General features: G+C 42.5%; 19 protein-coding genes. 1 reads left to right on the top strand and 18 read right to left on the bottom strand.

Features of this window, described 5'->3' with window-relative positions:
* Positions 1-96 precede the first annotated feature (96 nt).
* From QL919_RS02675 to QL919_RS02660, 4 genes are all read right to left on the bottom strand, one after another.
* Positions 97-531, bottom strand: coding sequence for an HIT family protein (locus tag QL919_RS02675; RefSeq protein WP_075100708.1), 435 nt, complete (start codon positions 529-531; stop codon positions 97-99).
* Between the two features lie 255 nt (positions 532-786).
* A complete protein-coding gene (gene mfd / locus QL919_RS02670) occupies positions 787-4,557 on the bottom strand; it encodes a transcription-repair coupling factor (protein WP_290188056.1) in 3,771 nt (1,256 codons plus the stop codon).
* A 240-nt stretch (positions 4,558-4,797) separates the two neighbouring features.
* Entirely contained in the window at positions 4,798-5,313 is a 516-nt protein-coding gene (gene rraA / locus QL919_RS02665; RefSeq protein ID WP_290188170.1) for a ribonuclease E activity regulator RraA, read from the bottom strand.
* Between the two features lie 113 nt (positions 5,314-5,426).
* Positions 5,427-6,128, bottom strand: coding sequence for an NAD-dependent epimerase/dehydratase family protein (locus QL919_RS02660; protein ID WP_290188055.1), 702 nt, complete (start codon positions 6,126-6,128; stop codon positions 5,427-5,429).
* Positions 6,129-6,714: 586 nt separating this feature from the next.
* On the opposite strand from QL919_RS02660, the gene rpsT reads away from it, so the two are divergent.
* On the top strand, positions 6,715-6,981 hold the full coding sequence (gene rpsT, locus QL919_RS02655; protein ID WP_010200097.1) for a 30S ribosomal protein S20: 267 nt from the start codon (positions 6,715-6,717) through the stop codon (positions 6,979-6,981).
* A gap of 176 nt (positions 6,982-7,157) precedes the next feature.
* Here the strand turns inward: rpsT and QL919_RS02650 are convergent, their stop codons facing one another.
* From QL919_RS02650 to hemE, 14 genes are all read right to left on the bottom strand, one after another.
* Entirely contained in the window at positions 7,158-7,994 is an 837-nt protein-coding gene (locus QL919_RS02650) for a histidine phosphatase family protein (protein ID WP_290188054.1), read from the bottom strand.
* Positions 7,995-8,148: 154 nt separating this feature from the next.
* Complete coding sequence (locus QL919_RS02645) at positions 8,149-8,952, bottom strand: metallophosphoesterase (RefSeq protein ID WP_290188053.1); 804 nt, start codon at positions 8,950-8,952, stop codon at positions 8,149-8,151.
* 255 nt (positions 8,953-9,207) lie between these two features.
* Positions 9,208-9,906, bottom strand: a complete 699-nt coding sequence (gene pyrF / locus QL919_RS02640) for an orotidine-5'-phosphate decarboxylase (protein WP_290188052.1) — start codon at positions 9,904-9,906, stop codon at positions 9,208-9,210.
* Positions 9,907-10,004: 98 nt separating this feature from the next.
* The gene (locus QL919_RS02635) at positions 10,005-10,412 is read right to left on the bottom strand and encodes a lipopolysaccharide assembly protein LapA domain-containing protein (RefSeq protein WP_290188051.1); all 408 of its coding nucleotides are present in this window, start codon (positions 10,410-10,412) and stop codon (positions 10,005-10,007) included.
* Between the two features lie 114 nt (positions 10,413-10,526).
* Entirely contained in the window at positions 10,527-10,832 is a 306-nt protein-coding gene (locus QL919_RS02630; protein WP_290188050.1) for an integration host factor subunit beta, read from the bottom strand.
* A gap of 313 nt (positions 10,833-11,145) precedes the next feature.
* Positions 11,146-12,834 (bottom strand): 30S ribosomal protein S1, encoded by a 1,689-nt coding sequence (gene rpsA / locus QL919_RS02625; RefSeq protein ID WP_290188049.1) that lies wholly within the window; start codon positions 12,832-12,834, stop codon positions 11,146-11,148.
* 287 nt (positions 12,835-13,121) lie between these two features.
* Positions 13,122-13,898, bottom strand: a complete 777-nt coding sequence (gene cmk / locus QL919_RS02620; RefSeq protein ID WP_290188048.1) for a (d)CMP kinase — start codon at positions 13,896-13,898, stop codon at positions 13,122-13,124.
* 172 nt (positions 13,899-14,070) lie between these two features.
* Positions 14,071-14,637, bottom strand: a complete 567-nt coding sequence (gene tadA / locus QL919_RS02615) for a tRNA adenosine(34) deaminase TadA (RefSeq protein WP_290188047.1) — start codon at positions 14,635-14,637, stop codon at positions 14,071-14,073.
* A 9-nt stretch (positions 14,638-14,646) separates the two neighbouring features.
* Positions 14,647-15,384: a uracil-DNA glycosylase gene (locus QL919_RS02610; protein WP_290188046.1), complete on the bottom strand. Its 738-nt coding sequence runs from the start codon at positions 15,382-15,384 to the stop codon at positions 14,647-14,649.
* Positions 15,385-15,503: 119 nt separating this feature from the next.
* Complete coding sequence (gene clpA, locus QL919_RS02605) at positions 15,504-18,080, bottom strand: ATP-dependent Clp protease ATP-binding subunit ClpA (protein WP_290188045.1); 2,577 nt, start codon at positions 18,078-18,080, stop codon at positions 15,504-15,506.
* 736 nt (positions 18,081-18,816) lie between these two features.
* Positions 18,817-19,197 (bottom strand): ATP-dependent Clp protease adaptor ClpS, encoded by a 381-nt coding sequence (locus QL919_RS02600; protein WP_290188044.1) that lies wholly within the window; start codon positions 19,195-19,197, stop codon positions 18,817-18,819.
* A gap of 256 nt (positions 19,198-19,453) precedes the next feature.
* Positions 19,454-20,320, bottom strand: a complete 867-nt coding sequence (locus QL919_RS02595; protein WP_290188043.1) for a hypothetical protein — start codon at positions 20,318-20,320, stop codon at positions 19,454-19,456.
* A 103-nt stretch (positions 20,321-20,423) separates the two neighbouring features.
* Positions 20,424-21,491 (bottom strand): N-acetyl-gamma-glutamyl-phosphate reductase, encoded by a 1,068-nt coding sequence (argC, locus tag QL919_RS02590; protein ID WP_290188042.1) that lies wholly within the window; start codon positions 21,489-21,491, stop codon positions 20,424-20,426.
* A 174-nt stretch (positions 21,492-21,665) separates the two neighbouring features.
* On the bottom strand, positions 21,666-22,802 hold the full coding sequence (gene hemE / locus QL919_RS02585; RefSeq protein ID WP_290188041.1) for a uroporphyrinogen decarboxylase: 1,137 nt from the start codon (positions 22,800-22,802) through the stop codon (positions 21,666-21,668).
* Positions 22,803-22,931: the final 129 nt, after the last annotated feature.

Here is a 22,931-nt window from a genome sequence, read left to right as displayed (position 1 = left end):
CATCATTAATCTGGCTTTACACTTTGTTTAAATAAAGGTATTTATGACATGTCCTCAATTCAATCGCGGTATGTCTAAAAATGGCTAACTTAGGTTTTACTGCATTTGCCAATCGAATGGCATTTGATGATGACCACGTAGTGCCATCATTAATGTCTGCTGCATCTGTGCTAATACTTCTTTGGTATAAGGCACAGCTGGCACGCCCCATACTGGATTTGGCCACTGCATGTCGTTTTGATAACGGACGATATGATGAAAATGTAACTGCGGTACTTGATTGCCGAGTGCTGCCACATTCATTTTATCGGCTTGGAAGGTCTTGGCCAGTTGGCTTGATAACCAGCTCGACTCACGCAAAAACTGCGCTTGGTCTGCCTCAGATAGCTCATACAACTCTTTGATACCTGATACACGCGGCACCAATATCAACCAAGGAAACTGACAATCATTGATTAAACGACAGGTCGATAATGGGAAATCACCCACTAAAAAACTATCAGCAGCAAGTTTATGATGAAGTTGGAACATAATGACGGTTCTCTTGTTATGACGCTTAAATAAAAGGAAAAGGAATGTAAAAAAGTAGAATTTAATTAACTAAAAAACAATACGCTTGAAAAACATTGTGCTATAAAAAATAGTAGGCTAAATATAGGGTGTCGCTATTTTATCAGTTATCTAACCGATAAAATAGCGCCATCACTGATTGTCTTAGGATGCAACTTCCACCTTACTTAAACCATTTAGCAAATGTGATTAGTTTAAAAATATAAATCAATGAAGCTAAGCTGACTCTGCCACCATATGCTCACTAAAATAGCGTAATAGCTCTTGAATTGCGCTGACGCGCTGCTGCGGTGTTGCCAGTTTATCGGCATCCTGATAACGAATGCCAGAGGCACCATTCATACGATAGCGCTGCCCATTGCTCTGAATCAACTTAATAATTGCTAAGGCGTCGACTGGCGTATCAGGTGCAAATTCTAACGTCATGCTATTGCTGTTGGCATCAATCTTATTAATCTTTAGCGGCTCAGCTTGTATACGCAGTCCGTGGATGGCAAATAACTGCTTGGTTTGCTCAGGTAATATGCCAAAACGGTCAATCATTTCGGTACGAATATCGGTCAGAGCTTCTTTGTCATCAGCATTACTGATGCGCTTATAAAATAACAAACGCTGATGTACATCGTGTAGATACTCTTCTGGTATCAACGCCGAGCTATGCAGATTAATCTCGCTGGTCAGCGACAATGGTGTGCTTAAATCAGGCTCTTTACCTGCTTTAATCGCCTTAGTTGCTCTCTCCAGCATATCCATATATAGGCTAAAGCCAATCGCCTGCATATTACCACTTTGCTGCTTACCAAGTATCTCACCGGCACCACGAATCTCTAAATCCTCACTTGCCAGCATAAAGCCTGCGCCCAGTGTGTTAGCGCGTTCAATCGCATGTAATCGGCGCTTAGCATCGCCTTTAAGCCCTTTGATAGAAGGCACTAGCAGATAACAATAAGCCTGGTGATGACTACGGCCAACACGACCGCGCAGCTGATGCAATTGCGCCAAGCCAAACTTATCGGCGCGCTCAATGATAATGGTATTGGCATTGGGTACATCGATACCGGTTTCGATAATGGTCGAACAGACTAGCACGTTGAACTTTTTATGATAAAACTGCTGCATCACTTGTTCAAGTTGGCGCTCTTGCATTTGTCCATGAGCGACCCCTACTCGTGCTTCAGGCACCAGTTCACGGACGGTTTCTGCCATGCGTTCAATGCTCGCCACATCATTATGCAATAGATAAACTTGTCCGCCGCGCAGTAGCTCACGCAAGATGGCCTCTTTCATTAAGGCATCAGTTTTTTGCATGACAAAGGTCTTAATCGCCAAACGGCGCGCAGGTGGCGTCGCAATAATAGACATATCACGCATACCTGAGAGCGCCATATTGAGCGTTCTAGGGATGGGTGTCGCAGTCATTGACATACTATCCACATCGGTCTGAATCGCCTTGATACGCTCTTTATGACGCACGCCAAAGCGATGCTCTTCATCGACAATCATCAAACCTAAATTAGAAAATCTCACATCAGGCTGTAATAGCTTATGTGTACCGATAACGATATCAACCTTGCCAGCTGCTAAATCAGCCAATACCGTCTCTTGATGTTTTTTGCCACCGAAGCGCGATAGTGTTTCGATACGCACTGGCCAATCAGCAAAACGGTCGCGGAAATTGTCTTCATGCTGGCCGGCTAGCAAGGTTGTCGGCACCAATACTGCCACTTGATAACCGGCGCTGACCGCGATAAACGCCGCGCGCATGGCCACCTCAGTCTTACCAAAACCTACGTCACCGCAGATAAGGCGATCCATTGGTTGGTTTTGCCTCATGTCTTCCATCACCGCATGGATAGCATTGGCTTGATCGGGCGTTTCTTCAAAAGCAAATTGACTGGCAAACAGCTCGTACTGTGATGGATCTATTTTAAAATGAATACCGACTTTGGCTTCGCGCCGTGCTTGCATATTAAGCAGTTCAGCCGCCACGTCATGGATTTGCTCGAGCGCTTTTTGCTTGGCTTTATCCCATTTGCCGCTGCCAATTTTATGCAATGGCGCAAGTGCAGGATCACCGCCACTATAACGGTTAATCATTTGTAAATTGGCAACCGGTACATAGATACTGGCATCATCGGCATATTTCAAATGAATAAACTCTTGTTCGCCATCGCCGACATCTAGCGTAATCAGTCCATTGTAACGCCCGATACCATGCTCGATATGCACCACTGGGCTACCTTCGGTTATCTCGGTAACACTTTTAACCAAAAACTCTTCTGACACACCGCTTTGACGACGACGGCGCGTTTGTAGTACTTGCCGACCAAATAACTGTGTCTCACTAATCAGCACTAAACGTTCAGGAACATAAACCCCGCGCTCAATGGGTGCAACCGTGAGTCCAACCTGCGGCAGCTTATTACCATTGCTCTTTGATTTGTCTGCTGCTAAAAATGCTTCAAAGCTATCATAAGCTTTGATATCAATTTTACCTTTAAATAGCTCAATGAGAATCTCACGACGACCAGCCGTTTCTGCTACTACTAATACTGGGGTTGCCGTTTGTTCTTGCAGCGCTAAAAACTCTAACAGCTCGGTAAGAGGCTCAGCTTTTTGATGGTTCACGGCCAATTGAGGTGGCTCTTGTGCGCTTAACGTCACCAAACCTTGTTGCTTACTCGGAACAAGCGACAGTTGTGACTGTGAATCTGACTGCCCTTCAACTTGCAGCAATGATTTGTCTGCTAACAATGACGCATCTTTTAATAATGAATCACTGCTATCAATCGCGGCGACATCGGTCATAGTAGCCAGTTCATTACGGGCACTGAGAATCACGCGTGGATAATGATTGAGGTGCTCGTTTAAAGTATTTGATAATAAATACAACAACTCAGGCGCGACGATAGGTTTATCGATATCATGACGGCGCTCTTCATATCGGCGCTGAATTTGTGACCAATAATCTGCTTGTTTTTCGTTAATCAGCTCATCTGTGATAAACAGTGCATCACTTGGTAGGTAAGCAAATAAACTACTCTCAGCCTCCCAATCCTTTAAGTCAAAAAATAGTGGCTGATAGTATTCAAGTCCGCTACTGGCGATACCCGCCATGACGTCTTTATGCAACTCAAACTTACGGCTACTGGTATTAGGAAACATCGCAGCAAAGTTAGTGCGAAAGGTCTCGCGCCCCTCATCAAGCGGAAACTCTTTGGCGGGTAAGATTTGAAATTGCTCAATAGGCTTTGAGATATCTGGCAGTTTATGCAGTAGCGACAGCGACTCTTTGCCCATGCTGCTATCGTTGCCGCTCATCATGGTTTTTAGGTCATTAACGGTCAATGTGCGCTGGGTCTGCGGATTAAAGAAGCGAATGGTTTCAATTTCATCGTCGAATAAATCTAGACGTAGCGGAAACGGCTGACCCATGGCAAAGATATCAATAATACTACCGCGTACGGCAAATTCGCCCGGCTCAAAGACGTTCTCAACCGCACGATAACCGGCCTTGGCCAATAAGCCACGTTGGGTGTTGATGTCGAATCTATCACCGACACTCAAATCAAAATGCTGACCTATCAACCAGCTTGGCGGTGCGACTCGGTGCATGAGTGCCTGTACCGAAATCAGCAATATACCTGACGTTGGCATATCGGTTAATAGATTGATACGCTCGCTGACGATATCTTGATGCGGTGACAGCTCATCATAGGTCAAAGTCTCCCAATCGGGGAATACATAAGCATCGACGCCGCAAAATGCCAACTCTGTCTCTATCTGATTGAGCTGATTTTGGTCACGTGTTACCACAACCTTTAGACGGTCGGCAACATTCCATAGCGATGTTTGCACCAGGCTGGCCAGCCACAAACTACTGACAGCGCCATGAACTGGCGCTAACCAGCGACGTTCAGTTGCCTTTATAGGAAACAAGCGTTCATTAATCGGGTCAAAGGCGTCAGTCAAAGCAGTGATAGGCATAAAGGATAGGGTCAACGTTAAGAGTCAGAAGGCTATTATACGAATATTTCAGCAATTACCAAAATTTATGCCGTAACGGTTTGTCACTTAGCATTTATGTTATAAAAACTAAAAGTCAAAATACTCGAGAGAATCAAGTGTCAAATATAAAGACAGCACTATCAAACACAAAAACCTCAACGGTTAAGCTGAGGTTTTCGAGTTGTATTCATTAAGACATGTTTAAGTATTCAACGGTTTTTAGATTAATGACTTGTCGCTAGCGATAATGCCGTTATTGTCTGCGTAGACAAACATACCAGAATTTAGCGTTAAATCGCCAAAGCTAATCTCGATGTCAGTTTGGCCTTCATCACGGCGGGTTGATTTACGCGGGATACAACCGAGCGCCATGACCCCGATATCCATTGCTGCCATATCATCAACATCGCGCACACAGCCGTACACCACAACCCCTGCCCAGCCATTATCAATCGCCGACTGCGCAATCATATCGCCTAGCAGCGCGCAACGCATAGAACCACCACCATCGACGACTAATACCTTGCCATTACCGTCTTTATCTTTGCCATCACTATTTAATAACGATTTTACGCGGCTATTATCCTCAAAACATTTGACCGTTACGATTTCACCGCAAAACCTGTCTTTACCACCAAAGCTATAAAAGGACTTACCTTCGATATTAGGCAAGCACACCTGTGACTCTGGGTTGGCATCCAATAAATCGCAAGTCACAAAGTTTTCTTTATTCATTGTGTTTGGTATCTCTGACATGATTACGCTCCTTGTTAAGTATGGTTGGATTATTTATGTTTCGATATGGTTTAATTTGTTTATAGTGGGCGAGCTACAACTTTACACCTAGGCTATTTCTTAACTTTGGTCATCGCTAGCATCTGTTTGTTTTCGATAATATCAGTGGTTTTAATTGCAGGCTCATTGCGGTATTTACTGCGCTCATAGATATCATGTGCGCTCATGGCCATTGCACTGGCAACACGCTTGGCAGATATGGGGTGTAGCGATAATGACTCCGAGACTAAAGGCGAGATAAGTTTAAAGGCCTTTTGGCCAAAGCTTTCAAGCGGACGGCCCTTATGCTTACCAAGTAACAATGAGGGCCGGAAAATAACCAACTGTGGAAAATCTAGCGCCATAATAGACTGCTCAGTTTCAGCTTTTACGCGATTGTATAAAAACCGGCTGTCAATATCTGCATTCATCGATGACAGCAAAAAGAAGTTTTCAACGCCTTTGTCACGGCATAAGGTGGCAAAATTGACATTGTAGTCATGATCAACCTTGTGAAATGCTTCATCACTACCCGCTTGTTTCTTAGTCGTACCAAGACAGCTAAAAGCATCTGTCTTACTGTCAGCACCGACGCTGGCAAAAACCTCCGTCAGATTATCAAAATCATTGATCTGATAAAAACGCATGCTGGCATTGATATAACGTGGTGGACGCCTTGCAACCACAATCAACGTGTCATAAAGCTCACTAAGCTGCTTTACAAGATGTTGCCCGACCAGTCCTGTCGCGCCAATCACAATTGCTTTTCGCTGCATATCCTACCCATTTATATAATGTTAGAAATTTATATTAAGAGAGTATCCTCTCTGTCTCTACCGAATTTTTTGCCGACCTTTAGCCACTCTGCTAAAACTGTTCTTATCAAACCTGTCTTTCTTCTGCTATCTCAATGAAGCTAGATTCTTGATTTAAAGGCAATCACTTGTGTATCATACCTAAAACAGCGAATCACTGAGGTGATTATACCTAATTTATTGTAAGAGATTTTATCAGTCATTCTTAAATTAGGGACCAACTTTGGATAAAATACATTAATACACCAGAAATTGATGAAATATCATAACTTCTTTGAGCATTAATCATCAAATATATTGTCCTAAGCGCAATAATTTGCTAAGATAACCGGCTTTACACGTCAACGCTGTTTAATTATTCCAAACAGTTCTGACGCTTGCGATGATCTATTACTAATTTAGGTGCCTTTAATAACAGATGGGTACTCTAATATCAGACATCGACATCATGTTTGACGAGACGGCTGCTCGTCACCGATGATTGTTAAACCCATTATTATTGCAATCAACATTCATATTTTTATCTGTCTTTATCAAGGAGATACGCGTGGCTAATACTGCACAAGCTCGTAAACGCGCCCGTCAAAACACCAAACGTCGTCAGAACTCTGCGTCACAACGCTCTATGGTTCGTACTTACTTAAAACGTGTTGATGCGGCTATCGCAGCTAAAGATTATGACGCGGCTACCGAAGCTTACAAAAAAGCGGTACCGGTTCTTGATCGTATGGCTGACAAAGGTATTATTCATAAGAATAAAGCTGCTCGTCGTAAGAGCCGCCTAAACAAAACAATCAAAGGCCTACAAGCTTAAGATTGCAAACGTTTAGACCGCATCTCGCTTTTATAGCGTGATGACTGAGACCTTGTTACCAGTTCTAATACTGGGGCAAGGTTTTTTTATGTCTGCTCATATATTTTTAGAAACATATTGAATAGAATCTATGACGGACAGCTCTTATAATGGCTAATGCTTATGAAAAATGGGGCTTACGTCCATTTTATTTCTGGTGGCAATAGCAATTTATTAGGATGAAAGCCTGCCGCACGGTAGCCCTCTAGTAAAGTAGCAATTGGACGGATATAGATCTCACCGCGCCATACAAAGTGTGCACTGGCTTGTTGAAATGGCTTGTCATCAAACCACAAAAACACGCCTTCCATCATTTTTGGCCAATCATTCCAATCAATTTCAGTCATATCAAACATCACTGCCAAAAACGCTGATAGCAACGTATCATGGCTAACGGCGAGCATTAAATGACCCTGCTGTGGCTGATTCTGATAAAACAGCGATAAAATATCCAGACCACCTTGATAGGCATTTTTGGTTCCTTCAAGATTGCCTTGTAAAAACCGATTGATAAAATTCAGAACACCAATTTCTTTAAACACGGGATTGGCAATTTCAGGTTCAGTGACTAGGCTACCGGGCTCAACCAATAATGATTGATGCGAGATATCACGTTGTAGCCCTGCGCCTGCTTGCATCAGCTGCGCGGTATCAATACAGCGACCAATTGGACTTGAGATGCTGTCTACATCGAGAGAATACGGTAGATGACCTGCTAGCCAGCGTCCCCATGATTTCGCCAGTACGCGCCCCTTTGGTGTCAGTGGTAACTGATAGCTGGCAAAACCGTTACCGTCAGAGCGTTCACGTAAAGAGTGTCTGGTAAATAAAATCAGTCGCTTATCTTCAGGCAACAAGCTAACGGAGGGAATCATACTATCAGGCAAGTGTGACGGCGCTGGCGCACTTGGTGTGTGGCTGGCAAGTTTTTCAGCGGATAGCGGCGATAGGCTGTTATTGGAGTATTTGCTCATGGTAACAAGCCTAGCAGATTTCTTAGTAGGAATGAACAAAATATAAATTCAGTTGCAATATAAGTGGCTATTATAAATAGCGCTATTCAGAAAGAGACGGTTAGCGTTAGAGCTGATATACGCTAATGTAAAATCGTATAAAGTGTTATATCTTTTAACCCAAATCGATATCGATAACTCTATCCCAAGCAAACGCTATCTCAGTGCTGCTCACTTCATTTGGATAAGCACGTGGATTGACAATTACGCGGGTATGACCAATGCGGTAATCAAAGGCTTCATGCGTATGCCCATGCACCCATAGTATTGGTGCCCACTCCTCATGCATCCATCCTGATAAATCACTAACAAAAGCCGCATTACTTGGCAGATTGGCATACTTCTCAGATACCGATAGCGGACTGATACTGTGATGACTCATTACGATGGTTTTTTTACCAAGCTCTTTGGCAGTCATCAATGCTTGCTGTAACCATTGGCGCTGTTCAGCATGGATTTGCATCGATACTTCAGGTGAAAACAACTCGTTACCTGCATAGATTTGTTTATAGTCACGCATAAAACGTCTGGCAGCAGCCATCGTATCTTCATTTGCCTCATACTGATAGTCTGTCCATAAGGTACAGCCTAATATGCGCACGTCTCCGATATCAAAATGTTGGCACTGTAGCACTCGAAGCCCTTGCTTCGATTGGGCATCATAGTTATCCCAAGTGGCTAGCTTTTTATCAAAGTGCAGCACATCCTCATTGAAGTACTCATGATTGCCTGCAACAGTAAGCAAAGGCACTTGTAAGCGCACAGCTTGCTCTTGTAGCCACGGCATACCACTATCACTATTGGCAGTGTCTCCCGCCACCAGCACCAAGTCAGCGTCTGTTTTGGGGATATGACCCATAGGATGTGATTGACGTGCATAACTGTCAATATGTAAGTCACTTAAAATCTGTAATTTCATATTATCCAATATTGTCTAATGACACCATCTGAAAAAATTAATGAGAAATGATTAGGAACAGCAGTCATACAGGTAGCATGTATGCTTCGAACTCCAAACAAGTTAGGCATTGCCAGCCCCCACCTTTGCGACTGACATAAGTATAAACCCAAGTAGTGTAGCACCTTTTTATTGACCCGCAAAAAGTAAAAAGACAGCGGTTTAGGCTGTCTTTCTTATTATTCTATGCTTCTCAATCACTAAATACTTGAATAATTAGATACCATCAAGTATCAACTGTAATTTAGCAGCAGGATCTTTTGCCTGTGTGATAGAACGGCCAATTACCAAGTAATCAGAACCATCACTTAGCGCTTGTTTCGGCGTGCAGATGCGCTTTTGATCATCCGCATTGTCTTCTGCTAAACGAATGCCAGGGGTCACTAGCTTGAAGTCTTGACCACACAATGCTTTGAGTGTCTTAGCTTCTTGCGCTGAACAAACCACACCATCAAGACCAGCTTGCTTGGTTAACTGCGCTAAGCGGCTGACTTGTGCATCCAACCCGTCGATGATGCCCGTTTGCGTCAGTGCCTGATTGTCCATAGAGGTCAATACAGTGACAGCGATCAGCAAGGTATCAAAGCCGTTATCCAACAGACGCTGTTTGGCCAATGACATTGCTTCTAAGCCCGCGCTTGCATGTACATTGACCATCCATACCCCAAGCTCAGCAGCTGCAAGTACCGCCTGTGCAGTGGTATTAGGAATATCATGAAATTTTAGGTCTAGAAAAATTTCAAATTGACGCTGATGTAACGCCTTTATAATATCAGGCCCGCAGCGAGTGAATAGCTCCTTGCCGACCTTCAATCGACATGACGCTGGATTTAACTGGTCAGCCAATGCTAATGATGCTTGCATGGTCATATTGTCCAAAGCGACAACAACTGGCGATTTGATTATATTATTCATGGTTTTGCCATATTTATATCAGAATTATTAAAGCATGACGCGGATAGACTGAGCATTACCCAGTCTTTTATAGATAAAGCTTAGCCTACTCGCAACACCTAATCTCGTTTGTGCTTAGTAAGCGTAGCGCTCTCATTAACATCAACCGCTGCAGTATCATGCACATTGGTTGCTGTTGAGCCATAGACTGCTTCTTCTACTGTTGGTGCATTTGCCTGACGATCAATGACCACATTAGCCTGTGTTAGTTGCTCTTGGAGGTTGGCATTTACCTTTTGCAAACGTGATATTTCCCACTTATTTTGCAGTACACGAAAGATAAGTAAAGCCAATAAGATACCAATAACGATACCCAGTATGAGACAAAGTATCAGTAACAACCCTAAGTTCATCGTCGGTGCTTGGGAAAATAATAGGTTTACGCCGACTTCGGTGTTATTGGCCAATACTAACCCAAGTGAATAAGCAAAGCTTAAGAATAGCAAAACAAACAATACAAAGCGCATGGGACGTATACCTCAGTTTAGAATGTCACTAACATTTTAAGAACCGTGTTTTAGAGTCTGTCCTCATTCACACTTTTTCAATCTTATGAATCAAAAGTGGCGATGAGGCAGCGATTAACCATGGGCTACCTTATCATTAACCGCTTCACGCAGAGCTTTGCCAGGCTTGAAATGTGGAATGGCCTTGGCAGGTACCGGTACGCTTTCGCCCGTTTTAGGGTTTCGACCCATACGAGCCCGGCGATGATGTAGACAAAAGCTGCCAAACCCTCGTACTTCTACTCGCCCGTCATTGGCGAGTGTATTGGTCATTAAATTCAATATTTCACGTACTGCATCATCGACCACTGTATCAGTCATATTGTCACAGTTCGCACTCAAATTACTAATAAATTCAGATTTGTTAATCGCTTGCTGCATTATTACGCTTGCCTTGTTGATTGATGGATAAGATGACAATGAGTCGAATCGCTAATTAAGCATATTGATGGCAGAAGATACTGATTAGAGTTTTTCACTAAGATCATATCACCACCTTGATTAAGTTAAGCGTTGATTCACATCTCGTTACTCAATGTTGCAAATGATAGCGGATATTACCGTAAATGGAAATAAGAGTTTGCCAGTTTCAGCAAAAACCATGCTTATTAATAGCAAATCCAAAATTTAATCATAAAAAAAAGCGACCGGAGTCGCTTTTTTTACATTACTTTTATATCAATAACTTAGCAGCTTACTGCATTTGTTCTTTGATCAAATCACCAATTGTTTTTGGCTGTGCATCAGAACCTGGAGCAGCAGTCGTGCTAGTGCTACCAAGATCTTTAATCGCTTGACGCTCTTCAGCTTCGTCTTTCGCTTTGATAGACAAGTTGATGTTGCGAGTCTTACGATCAACACTGATGATTTTCGCTTCAACGTCATCACCAACAGTTAGATGCTTAGTTGCATCTTCAACGCGGTCACGTTGGATTTCAGAGGCACGTAAGTATGCTTCAACTTCGTCAGCAAGTTCGATAGTAGCACCTTTAGCGTCTACTTCTTTTACTTTACCATTAACGATAGCACCACGGTCATTATTGACTAGGTATTCGTTGAATGGATCAGAACTTAACTGCTTAACGCCTAGACTGATACGGTTAGCTTCTGCATCTACTGACAATACCATTGCTTCAACGGTGTCACCTTTGTTGTAGTTACGGATAGCATCTTCGCCAGTTTCGTTCCAAGAGATATCTGATAAGTGAACCAGACCATCAATACCACCGTCTAAACCGATAAAGATACCGAAGTCAGTGATTGATTTGATAGTACCAGTGATTTTATCACCGCGCTCGTGTTTCTTATCAAACTCATCCCATGGATTGGCTAGAGTTTGTTTGATACCTAGGCTGATACGACGACGTTCTTCATCGATATCAAGAATCATTACTTCAACTTCATCACCCACTTGAACAACTTTAGATGGGTGGATGTTTTTGTTGGTATGATCCATTTCTGATACGTGTACTAGACCTTCAATACCTTCAGAAATCTCAGCAAAACAACCATAATCAGTTAGGTTAGTCACGCGTGCTTTAACCACACTACCTACTGGGTAAGTGCCGCCAACGTTATCCCAAGGATCAGTACCAAGTTGTTTTAGACCTAGGCTTACGCGATTGCGCTCACGGTCAAACTTCAATACTTTAACTTTTAGGTCTTGACCCACTTCAACAACTTCTGATGGGTGCTTGATACGACGCCATGCCATGTCAGTGATGTGCAATAGACCATCAATACCACCAAGGTCAACGAATGCACCATAATCAGTTAGGTTCTTAACGATACCTTCGATTTCGATACCTTCTTCAAGCTTGTTCAATAGCTCTTCGCGCTCAGCTGAGTTTTCAGCTTCCATAACTGCACGACGGCTAACCACAACGTTGTTACGTTTTTGGTCAAGTTTGATAACTTTGAATTCTAGCTCTTTGCCTTCAAGATGCGTAGTATCACGGATAGGACGTACGTCTACCAATGAACCTGGTAGGAACGCGCGTACTGAACCGATATCAACGGTAAAGCCACCTTTAACTTTGCTTGAGATAATACCTTTTACGATTTCATCATTATCAGCGATTTTTTCAAGGAAGTTCCAAGTTTCAACACGTTTGGCTTTTTCACGTGACAGTAAGGTTTGACCCATACCGTTATCAACCGCTTCAACCACGACATCAACGCTATCGCCAACTTCAACTTCAAGTTCGCCTTCTTCGCTTAAAAACTCTTCACGAGCGACGATACCTTCAGATTTCAGACCAGTATCTACTGTAATCCAGTCGTTATCAATGGCAACAACAGTACCGTTAATAACCGAGCCACGCTCGATATCTAGGCCTGTTTCTTCGATGCTCGCTTCAAATAGTTCAGCAAATGATTCCATTATGTCTACCTTTGTATAGCCGTATCCTGTCCAGCACAGTACGGATCAAATTTATGATTACATAAAACGAGAATACTGGTTTTATATCTTATACAATCATATAAAAAAACGTTTGTTGGTAATAAGCTCGCTATTAATCAAACTCATTATTAATAAAACTTATTAGCAACAACTGTCTTACATAAAAAAATGATATCTTTTTAACTACCGCTTACTTTGATTACTATAATTTTATACTATATTCAATCATTGTAGTGAAGTTTTTGGTTCTTAATATGTTGTTTTTATTAACTATTAAAGAAGATACCTTTATCTTGGCAATATCTCTTAACTTGCTCATAGACCGTATTAGCGTCTAAAGATGAGCTATCGAGCAACAGTGCATCTTCTGCAGGTTTCGATGGCGCAGTCGTACGATTCTCATCACGATCGTCACGAGCTTTAATCGTTGCTAAAATAGCATCGAAATCTGCCGTTTGCCCTGCATTTAATAACTGTGCCACACGTCGCTCTGCACGTGCTTCAGCACTTGCTGTCAGATAGACCTTAACATCGGCATCTGGGAAAACTACCGTGCCCATATCACGTCCATCAGCGACCAGTCCTGAGCGAGTTGCCATATCTTGTTGCAATTTGAGTAATGCTTGGCGAACTTTTGGAAATACCGCTATCTGCGAGGCATAACCACCAACGGTTTCGTTTCGCACTTGCTCACCGACTGCATCACCATTGACGATAATATCGACTCGACCAGATTCATTGTTTGGTACAAATTCGATATTTAAGCGTTGGGTTAGTTCCAACACAGCCATTTCGTCAATATCTTGACTGCCATCTGCAGCAATCAATCCAGCTTCAAATGCTTTAAGCCCTACGATACGATATAAAGCCCCTGAATCAAGCAGTTGATAATCCAATGCTTGTGCTAAACGCCATGTAACCGTCCCTTTACCTGCGCCACTTGGTCCATCGATACAAATGACAGGATAGCGCTTCACTTGATTCTGAGCTTGACCATTACCTTCACTAGCAAGTGACGCGTTATCAGGTGTAGAAACAGTCATAATACTCACTCAATAGTAGACGCTACTTGTAGACCAGTAACAGAACGATATTTACTTATTAATCAAATGCTTGGCAGCTACTTACGCATTTCGGCATCAAATAGGGCGATATTATAGCAAGAAAAGAGCACTATCACTAGCACCAAGACCGATAACTTGTCGAATGTCTATTTTATTTGTTACTGATGATGTAGTCGCTGAGCTTGTTCTTCTTCGCAGCTTTTCGACGCTCACGGAAAAACAACTTGAGCATTTGACCACTATGCTCGCTACACAAGCCCTTATGTACTTCAATAGTATGATTATAAAAAGGCTGCATCGGCAAATTCATTTGACTACCAACCATACCAGCCCGCGGTTCGCTTGCTGCATAGACCAGCCTATCAACCCGTGCATGAATCAACGCACCAATACACATCGTACATGGCTCTAGAGTTACGTATAAAGTGGTCTGTAATGGCAGGCGATAGTTGTTTAAACGCGAGCAGGCATCTCTTAACGCGACTATCTCAGCATGCGCTGTCGCATCATGACGACCTATTGGCTCATTAAACCCCTGCCCGACAATCTGCTGATTATGTACCAATATAGCGCCTACAGGCACTTCTCCACGCTCAGCACCTTGTTTAGCAAGTCTAAGTGCTTGGTTCATCCAGCTGACATCTTCAAGGGTCCAAAAGTCATGAGCACTTAAAGTATAAGCACCAAAATAGTATGGTTGTAGAGGTCGGCTTATCATTATTGACATCTACTGTGGCAGTTGCCAGTCAATTGGCGTTTGACCATACTGTGCCAGATAGTCATTGGTCTTAGAGAACGGTTTTGAACCAAAAAACCCACCACGATTGGCAGCCAGTGGTGACGGATGAACCGCTGTCAAAATCAAATGCTTATCAGTATTAATATATTTGCCCTTTTTCTGTGCTTTACTACCCCACAATATAAATACCGTACGCTCTGTTTGTTCATTGACCACATCAATGACCGCATCGGTAAACTGCTCCCAGCCTTTATTTTGATGGCTGTTTGGCTCGCCCTCTCTCACCGTTAATGAACTATTTAAGAGTAACACCCCTTGCTGCGCCCAATAAGTCAGGTCGCCATGTTTTGACGGCGCGATACCTATGTCACTTGCCATCTCTTTCAATAAGTTGTTGAGTGATGGCGGCTTTGGAATGGCTTTGGGCACTGAAAATGATAAGCCCATCGCTTGCCCCGGTCCATGATAAGGGTCTTGACCTAGTATTACGACTTTAACTTGTGATAAAGGCGTCAAGTTCAACGCATTAAATATCAAAGGGGCTGGTGGATAGATACTATCGTCTGATTGATAAGCTTCCTTCAAAAAAGCTCGTAGACTATCCATATTATCAGAGGTTAATTCTTCTGATAGTGCCATTTTCCAATCTTCTGGTAAGCGAACCTTGTCTAAGATTGCTTGTTTTTGCGCTGCTGTTTTTGGCGCTTGCTCATCGAACAGTTCCATAATATGTCCTTTTTTATTTATTATAGGGCAGTGAAGCGTTAAAGTGACCTTATGATGAATTATAGCAACAAAAAAACGGCTACCGCAGTAACCGTTTTTATTATATTAGCAATATAAACTTAGCTTGCTAATGACTCAGAGTCTGGATGCGGCGCATGAGTTTCGACAACTGTCAAAACAATACGACTGTCTGATGAGCCTTTATCAGAGGCTTTATCATTGTATTTATCGAGCTTAACAGAGTCACCTTCTTCATTATTGGTATCTTCAGGCTCCAATGTCAGGTGTACTACCCCACCATTGACCAAGTCACCGAACAAAATCATACTTGCGAGTGGCTTTTTAATCTCGTCTTGAATCAGACGCTGCATAGGACGCGCACCCATTAAGCGGTCATAGCCCTTATCAGCCAGATAGTCGCGTACTTCATCATCAATCTCAAGTGTCACTTGCTTGTCATCAAGTTGCACTTGTAGCTCAACCAAGAACTTATCGACTACCGACACCACCACAGAAGTATCCAATGGATTGAACTGAATAATCGCATCCAAACGGTTGCGGAATTCTGGTGTAAAGACGCGTTTGAGCGATTCAGTGTTATCACGGCTATGGTCTTGCTGCGTAAAGCCCATGGATGAGCGACTGATACTATCAGCACCGACGTTAGTAGTCATAATGACAATGACTTGCTTAAAGATAGCGACACGGCCATTATTATCTGTCAAAGTACCATGATCCATGACTTGCAGCAGCAAGTTGAATACATCAGGGTGCGCTTTTTCTATTTCATCTAGCAACAATACACAGTGGGGATGCTGATTAATTTTCTCTGTAAGCAAACCACCTTGATCGTAACCGACATAGCCTGGAGGCGCACCTATTAGACGTGAGGCTGTATGCGCTTCCATATACTCTGACATGTCAAAGCGTACCAACTCAACGCCTAACAAGTTGGCCAATTGACGTGATACTTCTGTTTTACCGACACCCGTTGGGCCTGCAAACATAAATGAACCAATTGGCTTGTCTGGTGCTTTTAAACCGGCACGAGACAATTTAATCGCATCGGCTAGGGTCGCAATAGCTTCGTCCTGACCAAAGACCAAATGTTTAAGGTCGCGATCTAGATGCTCAAGAATACTCTTATCATCACTGGATACGGATTTGGGCGGAATGCGCGCTAGCTTAGCGATGATGGCTTCAATATCTGCCACATCAATTTTCATCGGTGCTTTTTTCACCTTAGCAGCCTTTTTATCAGACGCTTTAGCGCGATCATTGGCTTTAGCCGTATCCGCTTCATCTTTCATCTCATTATCTTGACCATGAGCAGCGCTATCGCCATTGATATCACTTTCTAGACCTTCGACATCCGCATCAATCTGAGCATCAAAGTCTTGCTCTAAATCAGCAATAAAGCTTTCTTCTGCATCGATGTCATCCGCATCAGGAATAACGCCCAGACGCTTATAAGCACCTGCTTCATCGATTACGTCTATCGCTTTGTCTGGCAAGAAACGCTCATGAATATGTTTGGCTGATAACTGTACAGCCGTGACCAATGCCTCATCAGTGTACTCAACATTATGAAACTCTTCATAGCGTGGTTTAAGACCACGTAGAATATCAATCGTATCATCAACACTTGGTTCTTTTACATCGATCTTTTGGAAACGACGTGACAAGGCATGGTCCTTCTCAAATACCTGACGGTACTCGGTAAAGGTGGTAGAGCCTATACAACGTAGCTCACCGTTGGCAAGTGCTGGCTTAATTAAGTTTGAGACATCCATATTGCTACTCATTGACGACCCTGCGCCAATAATCATATGAATCTCATCAATGAATAAAATAGCATTGGGCTTTTTCTTCAATGCATCAAGTAGCGACTTCATGCGTTTTTCGAAATCGCCACGATACTTTGTACCCGCGATTAATGCACCAATATCAAGGCTATAAATCACACAGCCATTAAGTGGCTTCGGTGCTTTATCATTGATAATTAACCATGCCAAACCTTCAGCAATAGAGGTTTTACCAACGCCTGGCTCACCAACCAATAATGGATTGTTTTTGCGGCGACGACACAATACTTGCGCCGCACGCTCAATCTCAGAGGCACGCCCGATTAATGGATCCGTTTTACCTTCAGCAGCACGCTGGTTTAGGTTAGTTGCAAATTCAACCAATGGATCTTTACTTGTCTTTTCTGAGGCACTACGGCGCTCACCAGTCATTGAAGCACGTGGTTCAGATGGCTCGTCCTTATCTTGACCATGTGACAAATACTGAGTCAGCTCAAGACGGCTGATACCTTGTTTCTTGAGCAAATATACCGCATAAGTATCATGCTCTGAAAACATAGATACTAAAATATCGGAGCCTTCTACAAGGCGACCACCACCGATAGACTGCACATGAAAAATAGCACGTTGCAAAATACGGTCAAAGCTTTGGGTTGGCTGCGGCGATTGCTCTGTATCTGCATCTACCGTTGGCGTGTGCTTATTGATATAAGCTTCTAGCTCGGTACGCAGCGTTGAGACATTGGCATTACAGGCAGTCAGGGTATTGGCAGCGTGAGTGTTTTCTAATAATGCCAATAACAAGTGTTCAACAGTGAGATACTCATGCGATTTTTGACGCGCGAGTGTCATTGCTAAACGCAAAGAAACTTCAAGATGACGACTTAACATAACAGCTTCCTACGGTTATACCTATCTTTATAATTGATAGCTTTATGAATGAGTTAGTAAGTAAATCAGGGCGACAGATGGATTGTTCAAGGGCAATAATCGTATTATTAATGAGCGTAAATAAATGACATTAACCATCCTTTAATCTAAGGACTGCATAACCTATCTATCATCGAGTAAGTGATTTTATAATTCATATTCGCTTTTCTTTATCTCAACACGATACTTAAGCATAGTCAATCTATTAACACAGACTAAAATGTATCGAAGCATATTATGCAATGAGATCCATAGACATAATATGAGCTATGTAATTTGAAAATATCAGTAGATAAAAAATTGAGTAATAAAAAATGAGGGTATAAACAAGAGTTTGATAAAGGTTTTTGAGTGCTGAGTTAACAATACCCAACAAGTAACGTTCAACGAATACAATATGCCTCAATAACCAAAAATAGTTAGTGAACTATTCTATTTGCAAACTTAGTCAATGTAATAAATGAAGAGAAAGTACCAGTGGTTATTTAAAGGGTATTATTTAATGGTGTGAATTAATATATAGGGTTATCTTAGAGAGAAATCAAGGCTATGGTCGATACGAGGTAAAATGAACACAGGAAGTGACTGATAGAGACATGCAAAACAAAAAGCTCTTACTAATCTCACTATGATAGTGAACTTAATAAGAGCTAATAAAGAGGTAAAGTAAAAGCAGGATTAAGAAAGGACAATACTCCTACTCACCTTGATGTGGCTCGATTTGGGTCAATAATGGATAGCCTTCACGATGTGCTAAGCTGTTTACCTTTTTGGCTTTGGTTTCAGCAATATCTTTGGGATAAATGCCAGCAATGCCTTTGCTGCTATTATGAATCGTCAACATAATTTCAACTGCGGAATCCATACTGTGACGGAATTCTGACTGTAAAACATAAACAACGAATTCCATTGGAGTATAGTTGTCGTTGTACATCACCACCGCATACATAGGCGGTTTCGCCACTTCGGGCTCAGCCACCAGCACGTCTGCTTCTGGTGTAGTTTCTCCATCCGTGTCACCATCTTGTGCACGGTGAGCAGGCATGTTTGGAAAGTGCCAATCAGAAACGCTTGGCATAGCTTGTAATATCATTTGTTTCATAATAATCAAAATATAATTATAAGGTAAGTTCGGATTAACGGAGGCGATAGAATACGTGGAATATATGTTCCTAAGCTCTATATTCTTAGAGCCTATATTTTAAGCACTATAAGAAAAAGGCAGTTAATTAGGCACATTACAAAGAATACTATTAAAAAGCACACCTTATAAAACCATCATTATGCTTTACGATATATGGTTATTCATCAACAGCTTAACAACTAATGGTATATTAGGGTTCGATTGGGCTTTCATCAACGTCTGGTAAGTCCAAAAGTGATAATGGCATATTATCCACTCTATCACCGAGTTTCCAATCGTACAGCTGCTCTATTTCCTGACCACCCGCTTGTAAGCTCAACTTGGCTTGTAGCGGTTTAAAGCCTGACGGCATCATAAAGCGACCACGGATACGAACGATGCCTTCGATAGTATAGCTCGCAGGGTCTAACGGTACTTCTACAAAGTCATCATCATTCAGCAATGTCAGAGTCGGTCTTAATCGTTTTGCTTTGCCGTCAGCGCTCAGCATGCCAATATCAAAACCATACTCAAAAGCATTCTCAGGCAGTGGTTCGATTTTCGCACCCAATATCTGTAATGGCATACCACCTTTGTCAGTAATGACATCGGCATATAATTCGTTAAGCTGTGAGACCTGTCTGTTTTCGACCGTCAATTCTTGTTGGTTATCACGTAATTCAGTCAAATTAGCCAAGCTAATCGCAAGCTCCTGCTTCGCAGTCGCCGCTTGGTTGGTCGCTATTTTATTGCTAAGGCGCAAGTCCTCAAGCTCTTTACTTGCTTCACTACTATTGATAATGGCCTGCTTAGCTTCATTTTGCATGGAATGAAATCCACGCTGATACCCAAGCTTATGACCAAACACCAATCCAACGATAGCAGTCACTAATATCGCCATCACAAACAGTGCCAATACGAGTGTGGAAGCGCCTTGCTGATGGCTGGCAATGTTATTTGAAAGACCCACACTACTTTTAGGAGAATGCGTTCTACGCTCCATATGATATGGAACAGAGGCTTGGCACGATAGACGTGCTGGCTGTGAGCAAAGGCGTAGTACGATCTTAACACGCATTTAGACAGTATCTCTTAACAGTAAGGGCAGGTTATTATAGCGGAATTTATAATCAATACCTAGCACCATAAATATGAATGAATTGATAATTAATAAACTTCTGTTAGGGAACAATGGGCGCAAAATTCAATCCCATCGATTCATCAAACCCAAACATAACATTCATATTCTGTACCGCTTGTCCTGCGGCCCCTTTCACCAAGTTATCTTGTACCACAATAACCGTCAACTCGGCTCGTTCATTGTCCTGATGTACCGCAATACGTAAACGATTGCTGGCACGAACACTGCGCGTATCTGGGTAAATACCTTTTGGCATCACATCAATAAACAGCTCTGATGCATATGCATTTTCAAAGGCTTTCTGCCAATCGATAGCGGCACCCGCATCAGTCAGCTCCATATGAATCGAGCTCAACATGCCACGTATCATCGGCACTAAATGCGGTAAAAAACGAATACGGTGCGTGAACTGGCTGTCCAATAATTGGGCAACGCCCTGTTCGATTTCTGGCAGATGACGATGACCTTCAACGCTATAGGCTTTAAAGTTGTCTGTCGTTTCTGCATAGTTCAGTGCAAGCTTAGCTTGACGCCCAGCGCCAGAAACGCCAGATTTGGCATCAATGACAATACGAGATTCAATCAGTCTTTCGTCTTGTTTATTTTGCGTCTCAATAATCGGTTTCAGACCTAAAATCGCCGTGGTCGGATAACAACCAGGGTTGCCCACGACCGATGCTTGGGCGAGCTTCTCACGATTAACTTCAGGCAATCCATATACGGCTGTCTTTAGCAGCTCAGGGCACGCATGCGGCTGTTGGTACCAATGCTCAAAGTCCGTCAATGACTGCAAACGAAAATCAGCAGCCAAGTCAATGACCTTGACACCTGCTTGAGTAAGCGCTTCGGTTTGCTTCATCGCAACACCATGTGGTGTGGCAAAAAACACCACATCACATTTTTGTAAGGTTGCAAGCGTATCGTCACCTAAGTCACTAAAGACGATGTCCGAAATACCACGTAAGCTTGGGAATATCTCATCAGCTCGCGTACCAGCCTCGCTACGCGATGTAAGCAAATCGATAGATACTTCAGGATGTGCGGATAATAAGCGGATTAGCTCGACACCCGTATAACCTGTACCGCCGACAATAGCTGCTGAAATCATAAGATATCCTTTTCTTGCTTATACTTAATAAATATTAGACCGTCGTAACCTTTATCTTTAGGCATTTAGCTTTATGGATAAGTGCTACAACGTCTAATTTTGGTCATGTTAAAAACTTAGCGATTTAAAACGTTAGCATTGTTACATCTTAAAATTTTTTAAATTTAAGATATTTTAAATCTTGTAATCATGCACAGCATCAATAAACACTTTGGCATTGTCAGGATTCACCCATTGTGTGATGCCATGGCCTAAGTTTGCCACGTATCCTGTCTTTTCACCACCAGCATAAGCACTATCAAGCATGAAATTGACTTCAGCGCGAATTGTTTCAGGTGAACCGTATAAAGTTGCTGGATCCAAGTTACCTTGAATGGCTTTGCTACTTTGTAGTTTTTTATGGTGTTTGGTCAACTGGCGCTGGCTTTCACTCAATACCTGACGCGCACGATCCAATGGCATCGTCCAATCTAAACCTAAGGCATCCGCTTCGCTATCTGCCTGGATATCCAGCCACAAACCACCGCCTTTGGTAAATAGCACCACTGGTATGTGTGGATGGCGTACTTTTAGCTCAGCGACAATACGCTTATTATAAGTATGTGAGAAATCAATAAACTGACGATGGCCAAGCGCCCCACCCCAACTATCAAATATCTGTAGGATTTGCGCGCCAGCGACAACTTGCGCATCTAAATAATCAATGACAGAGGTTGCTAGCTTGTCTAACAACTCATGTAAAAATGCAGGATTGCTATATAAGAAACCCTTGGTATAGCGGTAATCTTTTGAGCCACCGCCTTCAATCATATAAGTCGCTAGCGTCCATGGACTACCAGAAAAACCAAATAATGGCACCTGACCATTTAACGCTTTACGAATGCTAGTGACTGCACGCATCACATAATCAAGAGAATCATTCACATCGAGTACTGGCAATCTATCTAAGTCTGCCTGCTCACGAATAGGATGTTTAAATTTAGGACCTTCACCAGTTTCAAAGTATAAACCCAAGCCCATAGCGTCAGGAATGGTCAAGATATCACTGAATAAAATAGCCGCATCTAGGTCATAACGACGCAGTGGCTGCAATGTCACCTCAGTTGCGCGGTCAGTATCTCTACATAGGCTCATAAAGTCGCCCGCTTCCGCACGAGTGGCTTTATATTCTGGTAAATAACGGCCTGCTTGACGCATCATCCAAACTGGCGTGGTATCAATTGGCTCAAAGCGTAATGCACGTAGTAATCTATCGTTTTTTAAAGGCGCAAATTCTTGCTGAATCGAGTTACTATTGTCTGAAGCACTCATGTACAAATCTCCAAAACAACACAGCATTCATATTTATCAATGAATACTGTGCTGGATAAAATAAGTTGAATAAAAGAATAATAAACGCTTATAACGCATAGATAGCGACATTCAACGCTAAAACTCACG

The organism is Psychrobacter sp. APC 3426, from assembly GCF_030408035.1.
Classification (GTDB): Bacteria; Pseudomonadota; Gammaproteobacteria; order Pseudomonadales; family Moraxellaceae; genus Psychrobacter.
The sequence above is the reverse complement of the archived record's forward strand: the minus strand, read 5'-3'. Positions and strand labels throughout refer to the sequence as shown.